Here is a 16,215-nt window from a genome sequence, read left to right as displayed (position 1 = left end):
GTAGACCGGACGGGTGCTGCGGGTGTGCCGTCGCCGTACCGAGTACCGAACCGAACCGCCGAGGAGAGATCGACATGCCACTGCTGGAGCCGAAGCCGGAAGCACTCCGCCCTGGTGCGGTGCGCACTCCGTCCGTGGACCGGGTCCCCGACCGGCAGGCTCCGGGCACGCCCGAACCGCTGCGCGGCGAGCTGGTCGGCCTGCTGGGGCCGGAGAAGGTGCTGTGGAAGGTCTCCGACCTGGTGAAGTACGCCTCCGATGCCAGTCCCTACCGGTTCATCCCCCAGGTCGTCGTGGTCCCGGAGGACATCGACGACATCTCGGCGATCCTGTCGTACGCGCACGGCAAGGGCCGCGAGGTCGTCTTCCGGGCGGCCGGCACCAGTCTGAACGGCCAGGCCCAGGGTGAGGACATCCTTGTCGACGTGCGCCGGCACTGGGCGGGCATCGAGGTCCTGGACGACGGCGCGCAGGCCCGCATCCGGCCGGGTACGACGGTCCTGCGGGCCAACGCCACCCTCGCCCGGCACGGCCGGCTGCTGGGGCCCGATCCGGCCAGCGCCATCGCCTGCACGATCGGCGGAGTCGTCGCCAACAACGCCTCCGGAATGACTGCGGGAACGACCCGCAATTCGTACCGCACCGTTTCCTCCCTCACCTTCGTACTGCCGAGCGGCACGGTCGTCGACACTGCGGATCCGGCAGCGGACGAGGACCTGGCCCATGCCGAGCCGCGGCTGTGCGAGGGGCTGCTGGCCCTCAAGGCGGAGATCGAGGCGGATGCCGAGCTCACCGCCCGGATCCGTGCCAAGTACGAGATCAAGAACACCAACGGCTACCGGCTCGACGCCTTCCTCGACGGCTCGACGCCCGTACAGATCCTGCGCGGTCTGATGGTCGGCTCCGAGGGCACCTTCGGCTTCATCTCCGAGGTCGTGTTCGACACACTGCCGCTGGACCGCCGCATCTCCACGGCCCTGCTGTTCTTCCCCTCCCTGACTGCGGCGGCGGCCGCCGTGCCTCGCTTCAACGAGGCGGGGGCGATCGCCGTCGAGTTGATGGACGGCAACACGCTGCGTGCGTCCGTGAGCGTCCAGGGCGTGCCCGCGGACTGGGCCGAGCTGCCCAAGGAGACCACGGCACTGCTGGTGGAGTTCCGGGCTCCGGACGAAGCGGGCCAGGAGGCGTACGAGCGGGCGGCGGCGACCGTCGTCGCGGGGCTCGACCTGGTCGCCCCCGTTGCCTCGGTGACCAATGAATTCACGCGCGAAGCCAAGGTCATCTCCGGCTATTGGAAGGCCCGCAAGGCATTCGTCACCGCGGTCGGCGGCTCCCGGCCTTCGGGTACGACGCTGATCACGGAGGACTTCGCGGTGCCGCCCTCCCGGCTGGCCGATGCCTGCGAGGCCCTGCTCGGACTTCAGGCGGAGCACGGCTTCGACGCCGCCGTCGCCGGCCATGCGGCGCACGGCAATCTGCACTTCCTGCTCGCCTTCGACGCGGCGAAGCCGTCCGATGTCGACCGCTACGCCGCGTTCATGGACGACTTCTGCCGGCTGACGGTGGAGCGCTTCGACGGCTCCTTGAAGGCGGAGCACGCCACCGGCCGTAATATCGCCCCCTTCCTGGAGCTGGAGTGGGGCCCCAGGGCGACCGAGCTGATGTGGCGCACGAAGCAGATCATCGACCCCGACGGGGTGCTGGCGCCCCGGGTCGTCCTCGACCGCGACCCGAAGGCCCATCTGCGCGGGCTGAAGACCATCCCCAGGGTCGAGCCGATCGCCGACCCGTGCATCGAGTGCGGCTTCTGCGAACCAACTTGTCCCAGCGAGGACTTGACCACCACTCCGCGCCAGCGGATCGTGCTGCGCCGGGAGATGATGCGGCAGCCGGACAGTTCACCGGTGGAGGCGCAGCTGCTCGACGCGTACGGCTATGACGCCGTCGACACCTGCGCGGGCGACTCGACCTGCAAGCTCGCCTGCCCGGTCGGCATCGACACCGGCGCCATGATGAAGGACTTCCGCCACCAGCGGCACTCGCCACGCGAGGAACGGATCGCGGCGCTCACCGCGAAAAACTTCAAGGCGGTGGAGGCGGCGGCACGGCTCGCGGTCGCCGCGGCCGACCGGATCGGCGACCGGATCGGTGACGGGCCGCTGGAGACGCTCACCGGGCTCGCCCGCAAGGCCGTGCGCCCCGATCTGGTGCCCGAGTGGCTGCCCGAGATCCCCGGCGCCGCCGCACGGAAGCTGCCCCGCACCTCCCGTGTCGGGGCGAGTGCTGTCTATTACCCGGCGTGCGTGAACCGTATCTTCGGAGGTCCCGCAGGCCATCGCGGCCCGTCGCTGCCGCAGGCCGTCGTCGCCGTCTCCGCCCGCGCCGGAAAGCCGGTGTGGATCCCGGACGATGTCGCGGGGACCTGCTGCGCGACGATCTGGCACTCCAAGGGCTATGACGCGGGCAATGCCGTGATGGCCAACCGCATCGTGGAAGCGGCCTGGGGCTGGACGGCGGGCGGAAAGCTGCCGCTGGTAGTCGACGCCTCGTCGTGCACGCTGGGCATCGCCCATGAGGTGGTGCCGTATCTCACCGACGACAACCGGGAGTTGCACCGGGAGCTGACCATTGTCGACTCCCTGGTCTGGGCGGCAGACGAACTGCTTCCCGAGCTGACAGTCCTCCGCAAAATCGACTCGGCGGTCCTGCATCCGACGTGTTCCATGCAGCATCTGGACGACGTGGAGCAGCTGCGCACGGTCGCGGAGGCCTGCGTGGAGGAGGTCGTGATCCCGGACGACGCCGGGTGCTGCGCCTTCGCGGGCGACCGCGGCATGCTGCACAAGGAGTTGACGGCGTCCGCGACGGCGAAGGAGGCCGCCGAGGTGAATGCGCGGGAGTACGACGCGTATCTCTCGGCCAACCGGATGTGCGAGATCGGCATGGACCGGGCCACGGGGCAGTCGTACCACTCGGTGCTGATGGAGCTGGAGCGGGCCACGCGGCCGGGTGCTGTGGTGCGGTGATCACCGGGGTCGTCCGGCGGCCGATTCGTTCTCGGCAACCCGATGGGCCTGACGATGCGCCAAATAGCCGGGCGGGCTCAATTTCCGAGCCCGCCCGGCTTTTGTGTGGGCACAAAAGTCCATGGTTTCGAAGCAGGAGTCCAATCACTCCCCTTGCGCATCAGCAGCCCCAACTACCAAGGTCCTTACCGAGGTTCATTCACCAGCCGCGCACGTCAGACCCCCTTTCTGGAGGATCGATGAACGACGCAGCACAGCAGGACGACGGTACGCAGGACGGCGACGCAGGCTCGATGAGCCGCCGCTCGGTCCTGTGGACGACCGCCTCAGTGGCCGGTGCCGGGCTCGGACTCGGCGGTCTCAGCAGCGGCACCGCGGCCGCTGCCACCCCCACCCGGAGCCCGGAGGCCACTGCCGCGGGACAGGCGGCCGCTCCGAAGCGCCAGGGGCGCACCATGGTAGGGGTGCCGTTCGACCGGCGCTCCACCGTCCGGGTCGGCATCGTCGGCCTCGGCAACCGCGGTGGCAGCATGATCGATCTCTTCCTCGCCGTCACCGGCGTACAGGTCGTCGCCGTGTGCGACCCGGTCAAGGCCAAGGCCGAACAGGCGGCGGCGAAGGTGACAGCCGCCGGTCAGCCCGCGCCCGCCGTCTACACCAAGGGCGAGGACGACTACGAGAATCTCTGCAAGCGCGGGGACATCGACTTCGTCTATGTGGCGACGCCCTGGGACTTCCACTTCGCGATGGCGAAGACCGCCATGCTGAACGGCAAGCATGTCGGCGTGGAGTGTCCGATCGCTCTCCAGCTCGACCAGCTCTGGGAGTTGGTCGACCTCTCCGAGCGCACCAGACGCCACTGCATGCAGCTGGAGAACTGCTGTTACGGGCAGAACGAGATGCGGGTGCTGCGCATGGCGCATGCCGGTCTCTTCGGTGATCTGCTGCACGGCGCGGGCGCGTACAACCACGATCTGCGCGGCCTGATGTTCGACCCGGGGTACTACGAAGGTCCCTGGCGCAGGCTGTGGCACACCAGGCTGCGGGGCGATCTCTACCCCAACCACGGGTTCGGTCCGGTCGCCAACTACATGGACATCAACCGCGGCGACCGTGCGGTGAGCATCACCAGTGTCGGATCCCCGTCCCTGGGGCTCGCCGAGTACCGCGAGAAGAACATGCCGGCCGGTGATCCGAGCTGGAAGGAGACCTATATCGAGAGCGACCGGACGATCAGTCTTGTCCAGACCGCCAAGGGACGGGTCATCCGGCTGGAGCACGATGTGTCCACTCCGCATCCGTACTCGCGGATCAACAGTCTCGGCGGTACGAAGGGTGTCTTCGAGGACTACCCGGCCCGTATCTACATCGAGCCCGACCACACGGACGACAACTGGGGTGACTTCGCCAAGTACACCCAGTGGGACCACTGGCTGTGGAAGGAACACGCCAACCCGCCCGGCGGTCACGGCGGTATGGACTACATGCTGGTGTTCCGGCTGATGCAGTGCATGCGGCTCGGTCTCGTCCCCGACTTCGATGTGTACGACGCGGCGACCTGGACGTCACCCGTTCCGCTCAGCCATCTGTCCATCAAGGCGAAGGGCGCGCCGCAGCAGATTCCGGACTTCACCCGCGGCGAGTGGAAGAAGGCCCGCTCCGGCATGGACTCGGAGAATCCGGAAAAGGCCTGACGGGCCGATAGGGCGCTGCGGGGCCTGCTCCGGTCGAGCCGGCCCCGCATCAGCTCCCCCGCCCGCATCGTGATCATGGCGCGATAAGTACCGTTCCTGGAGAAAACCAATTGCTCCGAGGGACGTCCCGGGGCGAACCTTGCACGGTTTGAGTCATTCACCGAACAAACCGACGCACACCGAACCATGGGACGTCATGCAGATTCGCGATCTTCCGTACCCGGATCCAGGCGATCCCGATGTCCGGTCAGGCCCACGCTTCCTGTTCTGGCTCGGCCGCAATCAGCTGCGCGGCCAGCTCAAGTCCATGTCCTGGGGCCTTTTGCACCAGTGCTCCCTTGCCGGGCTGCCGCCTGCCGTCGGCTTCGCCGTGCAGGCGGTCGTCGACCGTTCCGGCAGCCGGCTCGCGTGGGCGGGCGGCGTGATCGCTGTCCTGGGTGTGCTGATCGCGCTGGGCGACACCATGCTCCACCGGACCGCCGTCACCAACTGGATCACTGCCGCCGCTCGTGTTCAGCAGCTGCTCGCCCGTAAGACCGCGGAGCTCGGCGCGGCGCTCACCCGCCGGGTCGCCGCGGGCGAGGTCGTCGCGGTGTCCACCGGCGACGTCGAGAAGATCGGCTGGTTCGTCGAGGCGCTCTCCCGCTTCGCGGCGGCGGCCGCCGCCCTCGTACTGATCTGCGTGGGGCTCATCCTCTATCTGCCGTCGCTGGGCGTCCTGGTGGCACTCGCCCTGCCGTTGCTGGCACTGGCCGTACTGCCGCTGCTCCCCCGGGCCACCCGGCGCGCCGACCTCCAGCGCGAAAAGGCGGGCAAGGCCACCGAACTGGCCTCGGACACCGTTGCCGGGCTGCGGGTACTGCGCGGGATCGGTGGCGAGGAGCTGTTCCTGGGCCGCTACCGGCGCGCCTCGCAGGAGGTCCGCAAGGCCGCGGTGCGCAGCGCGCGGATGTGGTCGCTGATCTCGGCGATCCAGGTGCTGCTGCCGGGCGTGCTGCTCATCTCGCTGGTCGTGTACGGGGCATCGCTGGCCCGCGACGGCCGGATCGAGGTCGGTCAGCTGGTCACGGTGTACAGCGCGGCGTCACTGCTGCTGTTCCCGCTTCGGCACTTCGAGGAGATCGCGATGGCGTACTCCTTCTCGCGCCCCTCCGCCCAGCGCGCGGTCCGGGTGCTGTCGCTGCACCGCACGGACCGGCCGTCGACCGTCGACGCAACGCCGACCGGCGATCTGTACGACCCGGTCACCGGGCTGATGGCCCCGGCCGGCCTGTTCACCGCGGTGGTCTGCGGCGATCCGGACGAGGCGGGCCGGCTGGCCGAGCGTCTCGGCGGACACGCGCATGCAAACGCGGACGCGGACTCGGACTCGGACGAGGCCGGGAACGCGAACGGGGCGAAGGACTCGGCGGAGAACGGAGCGCGCGACTCCACGGACGACGCCACGTCCGAGCAGAAGACCCCGTCCGCCCTGCTCGGTGGCGTACCCCTGGACGAACTCCCGCTGGACTCGGCGCGGACCGCCGTACTGGTCCAGGACAAGGACCCGGTATTGCTCTCCGGCACGCTGCGCGAGCTGCTCGACGTTCCGTCGTCCGGCCGGGTGAGCGCCGAGGACGCGCTGTCCGCCGCCCAGTGCGACGATGTGCTGGACTCATTGGCGCAGGCGTCCGTCGCCACGGACGGCGACCCGATGACGACACGCATCACCGAACGCGGGCGGTCGCTCTCGGGCGGCCAGCGCCAGCGGCTCGCACTGGCCCGCTCATTGGTGACCGACCCGGAGGCGCTGGTTCTCGACGAGCCGACCTCCGCCGTCGACTCGCACACGGAGGCCCGGGTCGCCGCCGGAATCAAGGCACTGCGCCAGGGCCGCACGACCGTGGCGTTCGCCTCGTCACCGCTGCTGCTCGACCTCGCGGACCGGGTGGTGATGGTGCACCGTGGCACGGTCGTCGCGGTCGGCGCACACCGTGAACTCCTGCACACGGACCCCCGCTACCGGGCAGTCGTGACGCGCGAGACGGACGACGAAATCGCGATCCTGTCTCAGGACGCGATCAAGAGGATCAGGACGATCGAGGAAATCGAGGAACGGGCATGACCGGCGTCGCAGAACCGACGTACGACCCGGCCGCACCGGAGTCGGCGACGACCCTGCCGGTCGGCACCCCCACCACCGTACGGAGCTATGTACGGGAGCTGCTGCGGCGCCACCGCAGGCCGTTCACCGTGCTCATCTCGTTCAACGCCATCGCGGTGATCGCCTCGATCGTCGGCCCGTATCTGCTGGGCGGGCTGGTCGAGGACCTCTCCGACGGCGTCACCGACCTGCATCTGGAGCGCACCGCCGGGGTGTTCGCGCTCGCGCTGATCGTGCAGACCGTGTTCACCCGCATGATGCGCCTGCGCAGCGCGATGCTCGGTGAGGAGATGCTGGCCGATCTGCGCGAGGACTTCCTCGTACGGTCGGTCGGGCTGCCGCCGGGCGTGCTGGAGCGGGCCGGGACCGGTGATCTGCTCTCCAGGATCACCACGGACATCGACCGGTTGGCCAATGCGATGCGCGAGGCCGTGCCGCAGCTGGCGATCGGTGTGGTGTGGGCGGGGCTGCTCCTGACTGCACTCGCTGTGACGGCTCCGCCGCTGGCGCTCTCGGTTCTGGTCGCCCTGCCTGTCCTGATCCTCGGCTGCCGCTGGTACTTCAGGCGGGCGCCGTCCGCGTACCGTTCGGAGGCCGCCGGATATGCGGCGGTCGCGGCGATGCTCGCGGAGACCGTGGATGCCGGACGGACCGTGGAGGCCCACCGTCTGGGTGCGCGCCGGGTGGCGCTGTCGGACCGGCGGATCAAGGAGTGGACGGCGTGGGAACGGTACACGCTCTTCCTGCGTTCCGTGCTCTTCCCCGTCATCAATGTCACCTACGTGACGATTCTCGGCGCGGTGCTGATGCTCGGCGGCTGGTTCGTCATCGAGGGCTGGCTGACCGTGGGGCAGCTGACGACGGGTGCGCTGCTGGCGCAGATGATGGTCGACCCGATCGGCCTGATCCTGCGCTGGTACGACGAGTTGCAGGTCGCGCAGGTGTCGCTGGCCCGGCTGGTCGGCGTACGGGACATCGAGCCGGACGCGGGCGATGCGGAGGTCGTCCCGGACGGCCGTGATGTCCGGGCGGACGAGGTGCACTTCGGCTACCGCGCCGGGCTCGACGTCCTGCACAAGGTGTCATTGGACGTCGCACCGGGTACGCGCCTCGCGCTGGTCGGCCCGTCCGGTGCCGGCAAGTCCACGCTGGGCCGGCTGCTGGCCGGGATCTACTCCCCGCGTACGGGTGAAGTCACGCTCGGTGGCGCGGAGTTGTCACGGATGAAGGCGGAGCGCGTACGTACGCATGTGGCGCTGGTCAACCAGGAGCACCATGTGTTCGTCGGTTCGCTGCGGGACAACCTCCTGCTGGCCCGTACCGACGCCGGGGACACCGAGCTGTGGGCGTCGCTCGCGGCGGTCGACGCGGACGGCTGGGCGAGGGCCCTGGAGGAGGGGCTGGACTCCGAGGTCGGCTCCGGCGGCCTGGCGCTGACACCGGCTCAGGCCCAGCAGATCGCGCTGGCCCGGCTGGTCCTGGCCGATCCGCACACGCTGGTGCTGGACGAGGCGACGTCGTTGCTGGACCCGCGGGCCGCGCGGCACCTGGAGCGTTCACTGGCCCGGGTGCTGGACGGTCGCACGGTCGTGGCGATCGCCCACCGGCTGCACACCGCGCACGACGCGGATGTGATCGCAGTGGTGGAGAGCGGCCGGATCAGCGAGCTGGGCAGTCATGACGAGCTGGTGGCGGCGGACGGCGCCTATGCGGCGCTGTGGCGGTCCTGGCACGGCTGAGAAGGCCTGCACGCCTCCTGTGCAGGTTCCGCGTCTCGATGGACGGTGCGCGGGTGAAATGGCCAACGGACGGGCAGTTTTGGGGCGGAGCTTTCGCTCCGTCCACGGCCAGGCGCACTACTCGGGACGGCACGCATCAGCGACGACGGCCGGGCCCGTGGTCTATGAGAGTCGGCTGGAAACGGCCCGACCGCTCTTGGCCACATGGGTCCGGCACCACCTTCAACGCCCAGATCCAGACCATCGAGGAAGCCGCAGGGTTCGGCCTGTTCAACCACCGCAATCGCCCCGTCACCCCACAGCAATGGGCCAAAAACTCATCGATGAGGCCTCGCGAGTCATCCATCTCCTCGACAAAACCGGTCAGGAGAGCCCAGCCGCCTGGGAGCTGACCGATGGAGACGAGATCCGCCCCGGAAATGCGCTCCTGCTGGTCACTGTCACCGACGCGAACCCCGCGACCGTGCCCGATGCCCGCCAGGACCCCGCCGACGCCCTGCACACGCTGCTGGCCGCCGCGGAGGCGGGCGAAACCGACCTCACCGCGATCCGCGGCTACCAACTACTCCAGGAGCTCGGCCGTGGCGGGCAGGGCGTCGTCCATCTCGCCCGCCGAGAGGAGACCGGTGAACTCCTCGCCCTGAAGACGCTGTTGGCCCATGGTTCCGTCAGGCCGGGCGGCCCGCGACGGGTTCCTGCGCGAGTTCGCCTGCACGCGGGCCCCGCGGCACCGCGATGTGGTCGCCTTCCACGGTGGCGGCGTGCACGGCAGCACGTTCTACTTCACCTGCGAGTTCTGCCGTTGGGGCAGTGTCGCCGACTGGGTCGTCCGGGCCGGCGGCAGACTGTGCGTCGAACAGGCGCCGGCGATCACCCTGCGGACGCTGCGCGGCCTTGACTACGCGCACGCCGCGGAGGTACCTGTACGGCTCCCCGACGGGACCGTCACCGTGAGTCACGGGCTGGTGCATCGCGACATCAAACCGCAGAATCTGCTACTCACCGGCGACCGGGAGCGGATGACACTCAAGATCGCGGACTTCGGCCTGGCCAAGGCGTACGACAGCGCCGGACTGTCCGGGCACACCCTGACCGGCGCGATGGGCGGAAGCCTGGCCTCCATGCCGCGCGGCCAGGTGATCGACTTCAAGTACGCTCGCCCGGAGGCCGATCTGTGGGCCGTGACAGCCTGCCTGTACTGGATGCTCACCGGCTCGGCCCCACGTGACTTCCCGCCCGGCGCCGACCCGGCCGCCGTCGTCCTGCGCGAGCCGCCGGTGCCGATACGCGACCGATTGCCCTCCCTCCCCCGGCGGCTCGCCGAGCTGATCGACGCCGGTCTCATCGACCGACCCCGGATCACTCCGACCACTGCCTCCGACCTTCGGAGCGCGATCCGTCAGGCCATGTGAGGCGCACCCTCCACTGCAGCCGAAGAGGCCTGAGGCCAGAAGCCCTGCGTGGGCATCTGCAACTGCACACGGACTGTCTCCGCTGCGATCGAATGACGGCTCTTCAGTCGCCCTTCGAGGCCCGGACGATCCGGGCCACGATCTCTTCCGCGACGGCCTCCACGTCGGCGTCCACGACCAGGTCCACATTGCCGTCCCGATCGGCCGTGAAGACGGTCAGCCCTTCGTCGGTGACCTCGACCGTGCCGCGTTCGGTGGTGTAGAGGTCGGGGCGCAGCAGGGAGAGCGCGGTGATCGGGTCGTGCGGGACGCTCCACGGTTCGCCGGTGAAGCCGGTCCAGGCGTCGATCTCGCGGGCGAGCTCCGCGCCGTACGCGCCGGCCTCGCGGATCGCTTCGATGCCGGGCTGTTCGATGCGCAGCCGCGTGGTGATGTCCAGGCCGGTGACGACGGTGCGGATGCTGGAGCCGAAGACGGCACGGGCGGCCGTGATGTCGCTGACGATGTTGTGCTCGGCCTTGGCTCCGGGCCCGAAGCTGCCGCCCATCATGTACAGGGTGCGTACGCCTGCGGCGAAGCGGTCGTCGAGCCTGATCGCGCGGGCGATGTTGGCGAGCGGGGCGATGGCGATGACATCGGTCGCGCCGGGCCGGGCGAGGACGGAGTCGACGAGGAAGCGGTCGGCGGCGACGGTGTCGCGTACCGGCTCGGTCTCCAGGTCGGTGAAGGCCCTGCCCTCGTGTCCGGCCCACCAGACCTCCTTGCCGGAGAGGGTCTCGGTGGCTCCGGGGACGACGGTGAGGTCGTGTCCGGCGAGGGTGCCGAGCCGGTGCGCAAGGCGGGCCCGGAGCAGGGTGTCGCCGTAGACGGTGGTGATGCCGGTGATCCGGGCCTCGGGTGAGCCGAGCAGCACACCGAGGGCGAGCGCGTCGTCGACATCGCTGCCGATGTCGGTGTCGAGGAGAATGTCGGCGAGGGGGTGGGTCACGGTGTTCCTCGGGTCGGTGGGGATGGGTTTCGGTGTTCCGGCGGTCGGTTCAGCGGCCGTCACTTCAGACCGCTGCCCGCGATCGACTGTGTGAAATAGCGCTGCAGGCGCAGCAGGACGACGAGCGGGATGACGGTCAGGACGACGGCGGCGGCGAACACCTGGCCGTAGTCGACGACCATCTGGCCCTGAAGGGTGCCGAGGGCGATCGGGCCGAGTTGCTTGTCCGGTTCGGTGCCGACGAGCAGCGGCCACATGTAGGACTGCCACTGGAAGGTGAACAGGGTGAGTCCGGCGCCGATCAAGGCGGGCCACGACAGGGGTACGTAGACCTTCCGGAAGATGCCCCACCAGCCGAGCCCGTCCATCCGGGCGGCCTCGACGAGTTCGCGCGGGACGGCCAGGAAGAACTGGCGCAGCAGGAAGATCGCCAGGCCGTTGCCGATGCCGGGCAGGATCAGTCCGGTGTAAGTGTTCTGCAGGCCCCAGCCGCGGAAGATGTCCGACAGCGGGATCGCTATGGCGTCGAACGGGATCATGAAGCTGAGCAGGATCACGGCGAAGGCGAGGCCGCGGCCACGGAATCGGAACACCGAGAGCGCGAACGCGGCCATCGCGGAGAGCAGCAGCCCGAGCAGGACGGTGGCGGCTGCCACGCCGATGGAGTTGAGCACGGCGCGGCCGAAGTCGCCCTGGAAGAGCGTCACATAGTTGCGCAGCGTGGCATCGGTCGGGATCAGGCTGCTCCAGGAGAGCCGGTCGAGTCCGGCCAGGACCTTGTCGCCGGGGCGGAGCGATCCGGTCAGCACCCACAGGAGCGGGAGGGCGAAGAGCACGCCGATGACGACGGCGGTGGCGAGCGGCATGCGCCTCAGCGCGGAGGGGCGGCGTCCCGTCGGCTGCTGGGGGGGCGGTCGTTGTCTTCATCGATTCACTCCTCGCCCTTGCCCTGCATCATCCGGAACTGGACGGCGACGACCGTGAGGGTGATCGCGACGAGCACCACCACTTCGGCCTGGGCGAAGTTGATGTCGCCGACGCTGTATGCGCGGCGGAACACGTCGTACATCATGAGATTGGTCGAGCTGTCGGGACCGCCGCGGGTCAGCAGTTGCACGGGGGCGAACACCAGGAAGTTGGAGACGGTGTCGGCGACCAGTACGAAGGCGAGCGGGCGGCGCAGCAGCGGCAGTGTGACATGGACGAACCGCTGCCAGGCGGAGGCGCCGTCGACGGCGGCCGCGTCGTAGCACTCCTGCGGAATGTCCTGCAGCCCGGCGATGAGGAACATCATCCAGTAGCCGACGCCGACCCAGGACGTCAGCACGATGAGCGCGAAGAGTGCCTGTTGCGAGCTGGTGAGAAAGGGCTGCGGCCCAATGCCCATCGTGCCGAGGATCGCGTTGAGCGGCCCTTCGGGACGGTAGAGGATGCCCCAGATGACCGCGGAGACGGCCGGCGGCACGGCAATGGGCGCGAAGACCAGCGACCGCCAGAACCGGACACCCGCGAAACGGCGGTTCAGCAGAACGGCGAGGCCGAGGGCGATCAGTACCTGGAGCGGGTTGATGACCAGGCTGAAGAGCAGTGTCACGCGGACGCTCTGCCAGAACTGGCTGTCGCCGAAGAGGTCCGCGTAGTTGTCGAAGCCGACGAAGGTGGTGGCGCCGTCGACCAGGCTGTGGTGGCGCAGGCTGCTGACGAGTGCCATCGCGGCGGGCAGCAGTCGCAGGACCACGAGGGCGAGCAGCGCGGGCGCCAGGAAGTACAGGGCGGTCCTGCCCTGCGAGGTGGAGCGGCGGCGCGGCAGGCGCTTCGGGGAGCGGGTTGCTGTGGTGGTCATCGCAGTCGCTCCCAGGTGCGCACCAGTTCTCCGGAGGCCTTCGCCAGCCGGGGTTCCACTGCGAGGCCGTTGCGGATGTCGGAGAAGGCGGAACCCATGACGGTCTCGAACTGGGTGTAGCCGATGCTGCGCGGCCGAGCTTCCACGGGCCGCCGACGAAGAACGGCACCCGGCCCGAGGTGAAGAGCGAGGAGAGCTGGTACGAGGGGATGCCGCGCGGCGACGAGCCGTCGGCGAAGAGCGTGCGGTACCAGTCGAGGGCGTCGATCCAGCCCTGGGTGGTGACGGCGGGGGTGAGCATGTCCTTGCCGGTGATGCCGGAGCCGCCGTGCAGGGACTCGATGAGCGGCTGGAGCCCGTAATAGAGGTCGGTCTGTTCCAGCAGCAGGGCGTAGTCGGCGCCTGCCCTGTCCATCGTCCGGCGTCCGACGCTCTTGGTCTGCTCCCAGCTCCAGCGGTCCGCAGGGGCCCCTCCGGGGAGCGGTGCGCCGGCCTTGGTGAGCAGGTCCGCGTTGTAGAAGAGGTACTGGGTGGAGGTCCAGATCGGCAGGGAGCGGAGCCTGCCCTGCCAGGAGCTGACGCCGTACTGCTCGGAGGTGACGGCGGCCCTGGTGCGGTCGGCGACCGGGTCGAGGTCGGTGAGGAAGCCGCGGGCGGTGAGTGCGGGTACCCGGGGCTGGCCGACGGTGTACACGTCGATCGCGCTGTCCTTCGCGGAGAGCCGCAGCTGGAGGACGTCGCCGAGCCGGTCGGGAGGCACGGGGGTTCACAACTACTGGTCCAGTACCTCGTTTTGGCGAACATGAGCACGATTGAGTGAACGGCGTGACGTTCTGTGGGTGTGCCTGGCTGAATGTGCGTAACGTGTGAGGCGCGATCTGGGACGCCGGGTGTGGCGTCAGCAGTCGGGGCCCCCGTATCACCGGAGTGATGGTTCGGGGCCTCCCCGTCGCCTCTGGCTACACCCACATGGCCAGGTCGTAGGGATTCCGCCCACCCGGGACGGACCGCATACGGGATATGCGTCGCCGACCAGGACGAGAAAGCGGAGGACCAGCGCGCCCAACACCGTTCGGGGCGTGCCAGTGAGACAGGACTCACTTCTGCTCACTGCCCAGGAACGGTGTAGTCGATCCGCAGGTCGGGGTTGGCGCGCTCGAAGCCTCGGATGACCGCCCGGAACGTCTCGGGGGTCTCCGGGCCGAGGAACCGTACCGCTGTTCTGCCGTCCGCCGGGCGGCCGCCCGAGCAGCCGGCCAGGGCCGCCGCGGACGCCACGCCGAGTGCGGCGCCGAGCACGGTTCTGCGGCTGGGAGAGCTCGTCATACGGCTCTCCGGCCTGCGATGGACATCGATTCTCCAAATCGTTTTGCATAACCTGGCTCGGCCTCTGTCAGGCGCGATAACGAGCACCATACAAAACGTTTTGCACAATGGATAGAGTGACTTCGAACACCAGGACAACAATCCTGGACGACAACGGGAGGTCGATGGTGCAGGGCGGGAACCGGATCAAGATCGTGGATGTGGCGTCCGAAGCGGGCGTCAGCGTCACCACGGTCTCCCATGTGCTGAGCGGCCGCCGCCCGGTCTCGGCCATCACCCGCGCCCGGGTCGAGGACGTCATACAACGACTCGGCTACCAGGCCGACCCCTCGGCGCGCGGTCTGCGCACCCAGCGCACCCGCACCCTGGGCCTGGTCGTCCCGGACATCACCAACCCGTTCAACACCTCGATCGCTGCGGGCATGCAGGAGATCGCCCTGACCCACGAGTATCTGACGGTGGTCTGCGAGGCCCCGATGGACGGCCCGCACCTGCCCGCGGTGATCCGGCAGCTGGTTGCGCGCCGTATCGACGGCATCGTGATCGGCCGGTACGGCGCCACCCGGCGCGATCTCGACCGGATCGTGGCCTCGGGATCGAAACTGGTACGGCTCGGCGGACGGCTGGAGCCGGCGCTCGGCGATGTGGTCAGGGCCGCCGAGACCGAGGGGATGTACGACCTGGTCAGCCATCTGGTGGGCCGCGGCTACCGGCGTATCGCCTTCATCGGCGGTGCACCGGGGGTGGAGCCGGGCGAGGAACGCTTCGCGGGCTACCGCAAGGCCCTGGAGGCGGCCGGGCTGCCGGTGCCCGGTGAGCTGGTCGCCTGGACCGGCTTCACCCGCGAGGGCGGGCGGGCCGGGGCCACCATCATGCTGAGCGCCGCGGAGCGGCCGGACGCCGTGGTGTGCGCCAACGACCTGATCGCGATCGGCGCGCTGGACACGGCGCGGGCCGCCGGGCTACGGGTGCCGCACGACGTGGCGATCACCGGGTACGACGACATCGAGGCGGCCTCACTGGTCTCCCCCGCCCTCACCACGGTCCTCAACCCGGCCCGGGAGATCGGCCGTTCGGCCGCGCAGCTGCTGGTCGACCGGCTCGACGGGGACGGTCCGGGAACGGCCAGGGAGATCGTCCTGGCCCACCGCCTGGTACCCCGCGAGTCGGCCTGAGCGCTCCGACGGCCTGAATCCGGACGGCCGGAACCCGACGGTCGGACCACAGCCGTCGGACCACGGCGGTCAGATGAAGTTCAGCGCGGCCGCCCCGCCCACTCCCCCGAGCACCATGAAGGCCGGCATCAGCACCTTCAGCTCCACCCAGCTGCCGGCCCGGAACCGCATGCCCTTCGGCGGCCCGATCGGGTACCAGCGCTTGCGGCCCAGCGGGATGGGCCACAGGATCGGGCAGCCGGAGACGGTCAGCGCGTCACCGATGTCATGGACGAGGGCGCCGAGCACGATCGGCAGCCCGAGCCACAGATACTCCTGACCGGGGGCGCTGAACAGCCAGTCCGAGCCGTTCCCCGGCTTGTCCAGGACGCCGGCCAGTATCCAGGCACTGGTCGCGCCGAGCAGCCACACCAGGACGTCGCTGGACATCCGGGCGGCCCGCCACAGCAGTCCTTCGACGGCGAGCACCAGGTGGACGAAGAGGATCGCCAGGACCGCCCACCGGCCGCCGGTGATCGCCGCGGCGGAGGCCCCGGCGCCGATCAGGACCGCCCACAGCCAGGTGTGCGTCAGGGTCCGGTGGCCGCCGTTCCTGCGCGGGTCGCCGGAGCCCCGGGTCGCCTTGTAGACGGCGTGCGAGAGCTTGTCGACGATCTCGCAGAGTCCCCGGGAGACCGGCCCGAAGGCGCGCGAGATGGTCGCGGACTTGTGGTCGAGGTCCGGGGCGAGCGCGGCTCCGGCGGTGATCAGCGCACCGACGGCGAGGACGGGCCACGGCATCGCGTGGCCGGCGGCGGCCGCCGCCGCGCCCACCCCCAGCCAGGCCGCCGCCCCTGACAGTGAGTGTGCCGGTCCCATCATTGTTCTGC

General features: G+C 69.5%; 12 protein-coding genes and 1 pseudogene. 6 read left to right on the top strand and 7 right to left on the bottom strand.

Annotated features, from left to right (window positions below):
• The first annotated feature begins 74 nt into the window (after window positions 1-74).
• The 5 genes from ACZ7IB_RS32755 to ACZ7IB_RS32735 all read left to right on the top strand — a co-directional run bounded on the left by ACZ7IB_RS32755 (window position 75) and on the right by ACZ7IB_RS32735 (window position 10,014).
• The gene (locus ACZ7IB_RS32755) at window positions 75-3,026 is read left to right on the top strand and encodes an FAD-binding and (Fe-S)-binding domain-containing protein (protein ID WP_470917542.1); all 2,952 of its coding nucleotides are present in this window, start codon (window positions 75-77) and stop codon (window positions 3,024-3,026) included.
• A gap of 239 nt (window positions 3,027-3,265) precedes the next feature.
• Window positions 3,266-4,720: a Gfo/Idh/MocA family protein gene (locus tag ACZ7IB_RS32750; protein ID WP_470917541.1), complete on the top strand. Its 1,455-nt coding sequence runs from the start codon at window positions 3,266-3,268 to the stop codon at window positions 4,718-4,720.
• Between the two features lie 196 nt (window positions 4,721-4,916).
• A complete protein-coding gene (locus ACZ7IB_RS32745; RefSeq protein WP_470917539.1) occupies window positions 4,917-6,824 on the top strand; it encodes an ABC transporter transmembrane domain-containing protein in 1,908 nt (635 codons plus the stop codon).
• Window positions 6,821-8,602, top strand: a complete 1,782-nt coding sequence (locus ACZ7IB_RS32740) for an ABC transporter ATP-binding protein (protein WP_470917538.1) — start codon at window positions 6,821-6,823, stop codon at window positions 8,600-8,602. The genes ACZ7IB_RS32745 and ACZ7IB_RS32740 overlap by 4 nt, the downstream gene beginning before the upstream one ends.
• 659 nt (window positions 8,603-9,261) lie before the next feature.
• On the top strand, window positions 9,262-10,014 hold the full coding sequence (locus ACZ7IB_RS32735) for a serine/threonine-protein kinase (RefSeq protein WP_470917537.1): 753 nt from the start codon (window positions 9,262-9,264) through the stop codon (window positions 10,012-10,014).
• Window positions 10,015-10,117: 103 nt separating this feature from the next.
• Here the strand turns inward: ACZ7IB_RS32735 and ACZ7IB_RS32730 are convergent, their stop codons facing one another.
• The 6 genes and pseudogenes from ACZ7IB_RS32730 to ACZ7IB_RS32705 form a co-directional block, all read right to left on the bottom strand.
• Window positions 10,118-11,002: a nucleoside hydrolase gene (locus tag ACZ7IB_RS32730; RefSeq protein WP_470917535.1), complete on the bottom strand. Its 885-nt coding sequence runs from the start codon at window positions 11,000-11,002 to the stop codon at window positions 10,118-10,120.
• A 59-nt stretch (window positions 11,003-11,061) separates the two neighbouring features.
• Window positions 11,062-11,868: a carbohydrate ABC transporter permease gene (locus ACZ7IB_RS32725; RefSeq protein WP_470917534.1), complete on the bottom strand. Its 807-nt coding sequence runs from the start codon at window positions 11,866-11,868 to the stop codon at window positions 11,062-11,064.
• Between the two features lie 65 nt (window positions 11,869-11,933).
• Window positions 11,934-12,845 carry a carbohydrate ABC transporter permease gene (locus ACZ7IB_RS32720; protein WP_470917532.1) on the bottom strand — a complete coding sequence of 304 codons (912 nt, stop codon included), beginning with the start codon at window positions 12,843-12,845 and terminating at the stop codon, window positions 11,934-11,936.
• Window positions 12,842-12,991, bottom strand: a complete 150-nt coding sequence (locus ACZ7IB_RS32715; RefSeq protein WP_470917530.1) for a hypothetical protein — start codon at window positions 12,989-12,991, stop codon at window positions 12,842-12,844. The genes ACZ7IB_RS32720 and ACZ7IB_RS32715 overlap by 4 nt, the downstream gene beginning before the upstream one ends.
• A 26-nt stretch (window positions 12,992-13,017) precedes the next feature.
• Window positions 13,018-13,605: pseudogene (locus tag ACZ7IB_RS32710) on the bottom strand (ABC transporter substrate-binding protein); the annotation flags it as partial.
• Between the two features lie 347 nt (window positions 13,606-13,952).
• Complete coding sequence (locus ACZ7IB_RS32705) at window positions 13,953-14,171, bottom strand: hypothetical protein (protein ID WP_470917529.1); 219 nt, start codon at window positions 14,169-14,171, stop codon at window positions 13,953-13,955.
• Between the two features lie 116 nt (window positions 14,172-14,287).
• On the opposite strand from ACZ7IB_RS32705, the gene ACZ7IB_RS32700 reads away from it, so the two are divergent.
• Window positions 14,288-15,346 carry a LacI family DNA-binding transcriptional regulator gene (locus ACZ7IB_RS32700; RefSeq protein ID WP_470917528.1) on the top strand — a complete coding sequence of 353 codons (1,059 nt, stop codon included), beginning with the start codon at window positions 14,288-14,290 and terminating at the stop codon, window positions 15,344-15,346.
• Between the two features lie 69 nt (window positions 15,347-15,415).
• On the opposite strand, the gene ACZ7IB_RS32695 is transcribed toward ACZ7IB_RS32700, so the two are convergent.
• The gene (locus tag ACZ7IB_RS32695) at window positions 15,416-16,207 is read right to left on the bottom strand and encodes a metal-dependent hydrolase (protein WP_329839839.1); all 792 of its coding nucleotides are present in this window, start codon (window positions 16,205-16,207) and stop codon (window positions 15,416-15,418) included.
• Window positions 16,208-16,215 lie beyond the last annotated feature (8 nt).

It is taken from the genome of Streptomyces sp. NPDC037301, assembly GCF_055602785.1.
The sequence above is the reverse complement of the archived record's forward strand: the minus strand, read 5'-3'. Positions and strand labels throughout refer to the sequence as shown.

Coding starts and splice junctions, on each gene's coding strand:
- ACZ7IB_RS32755 (WP_470917542.1), top strand. CDS start 75: ATGCCACTGCTGGAGCCGAAGCCGGAAGCACTCCGCCCTGGTGCGGTG.
- ACZ7IB_RS32750 (WP_470917541.1), top strand. CDS start 3,266: ATGAACGACGCAGCACAGCAGGACGACGGTACGCAGGACGGCGACGCA.
- ACZ7IB_RS32745 (WP_470917539.1), top strand. CDS start 4,917: ATGCAGATTCGCGATCTTCCGTACCCGGATCCAGGCGATCCCGATGTC.
- ACZ7IB_RS32740 (WP_470917538.1), top strand. CDS start 6,821: ATGACCGGCGTCGCAGAACCGACGTACGACCCGGCCGCACCGGAGTCG.
- ACZ7IB_RS32735 (WP_470917537.1), top strand. CDS start 9,262: ATGGTTCCGTCAGGCCGGGCGGCCCGCGACGGGTTCCTGCGCGAGTTC.
- ACZ7IB_RS32725 (WP_470917534.1), bottom strand. CDS start 11,868: ATGCCGCTCGCCACCGCCGTCGTCATCGGCGTGCTCTTCGCCCTCCCG.
- ACZ7IB_RS32720 (WP_470917532.1), bottom strand. CDS start 12,845: ATGACCACCACAGCAACCCGCTCCCCGAAGCGCCTGCCGCGCCGCCGC.
- ACZ7IB_RS32705 (WP_470917529.1), bottom strand. CDS start 14,171: ATGACGAGCTCTCCCAGCCGCAGAACCGTGCTCGGCGCCGCACTCGGC.
- ACZ7IB_RS32695 (WP_329839839.1), bottom strand. CDS start 16,207: ATGATGGGACCGGCACACTCACTGTCAGGGGCGGCGGCCTGGCTGGGG.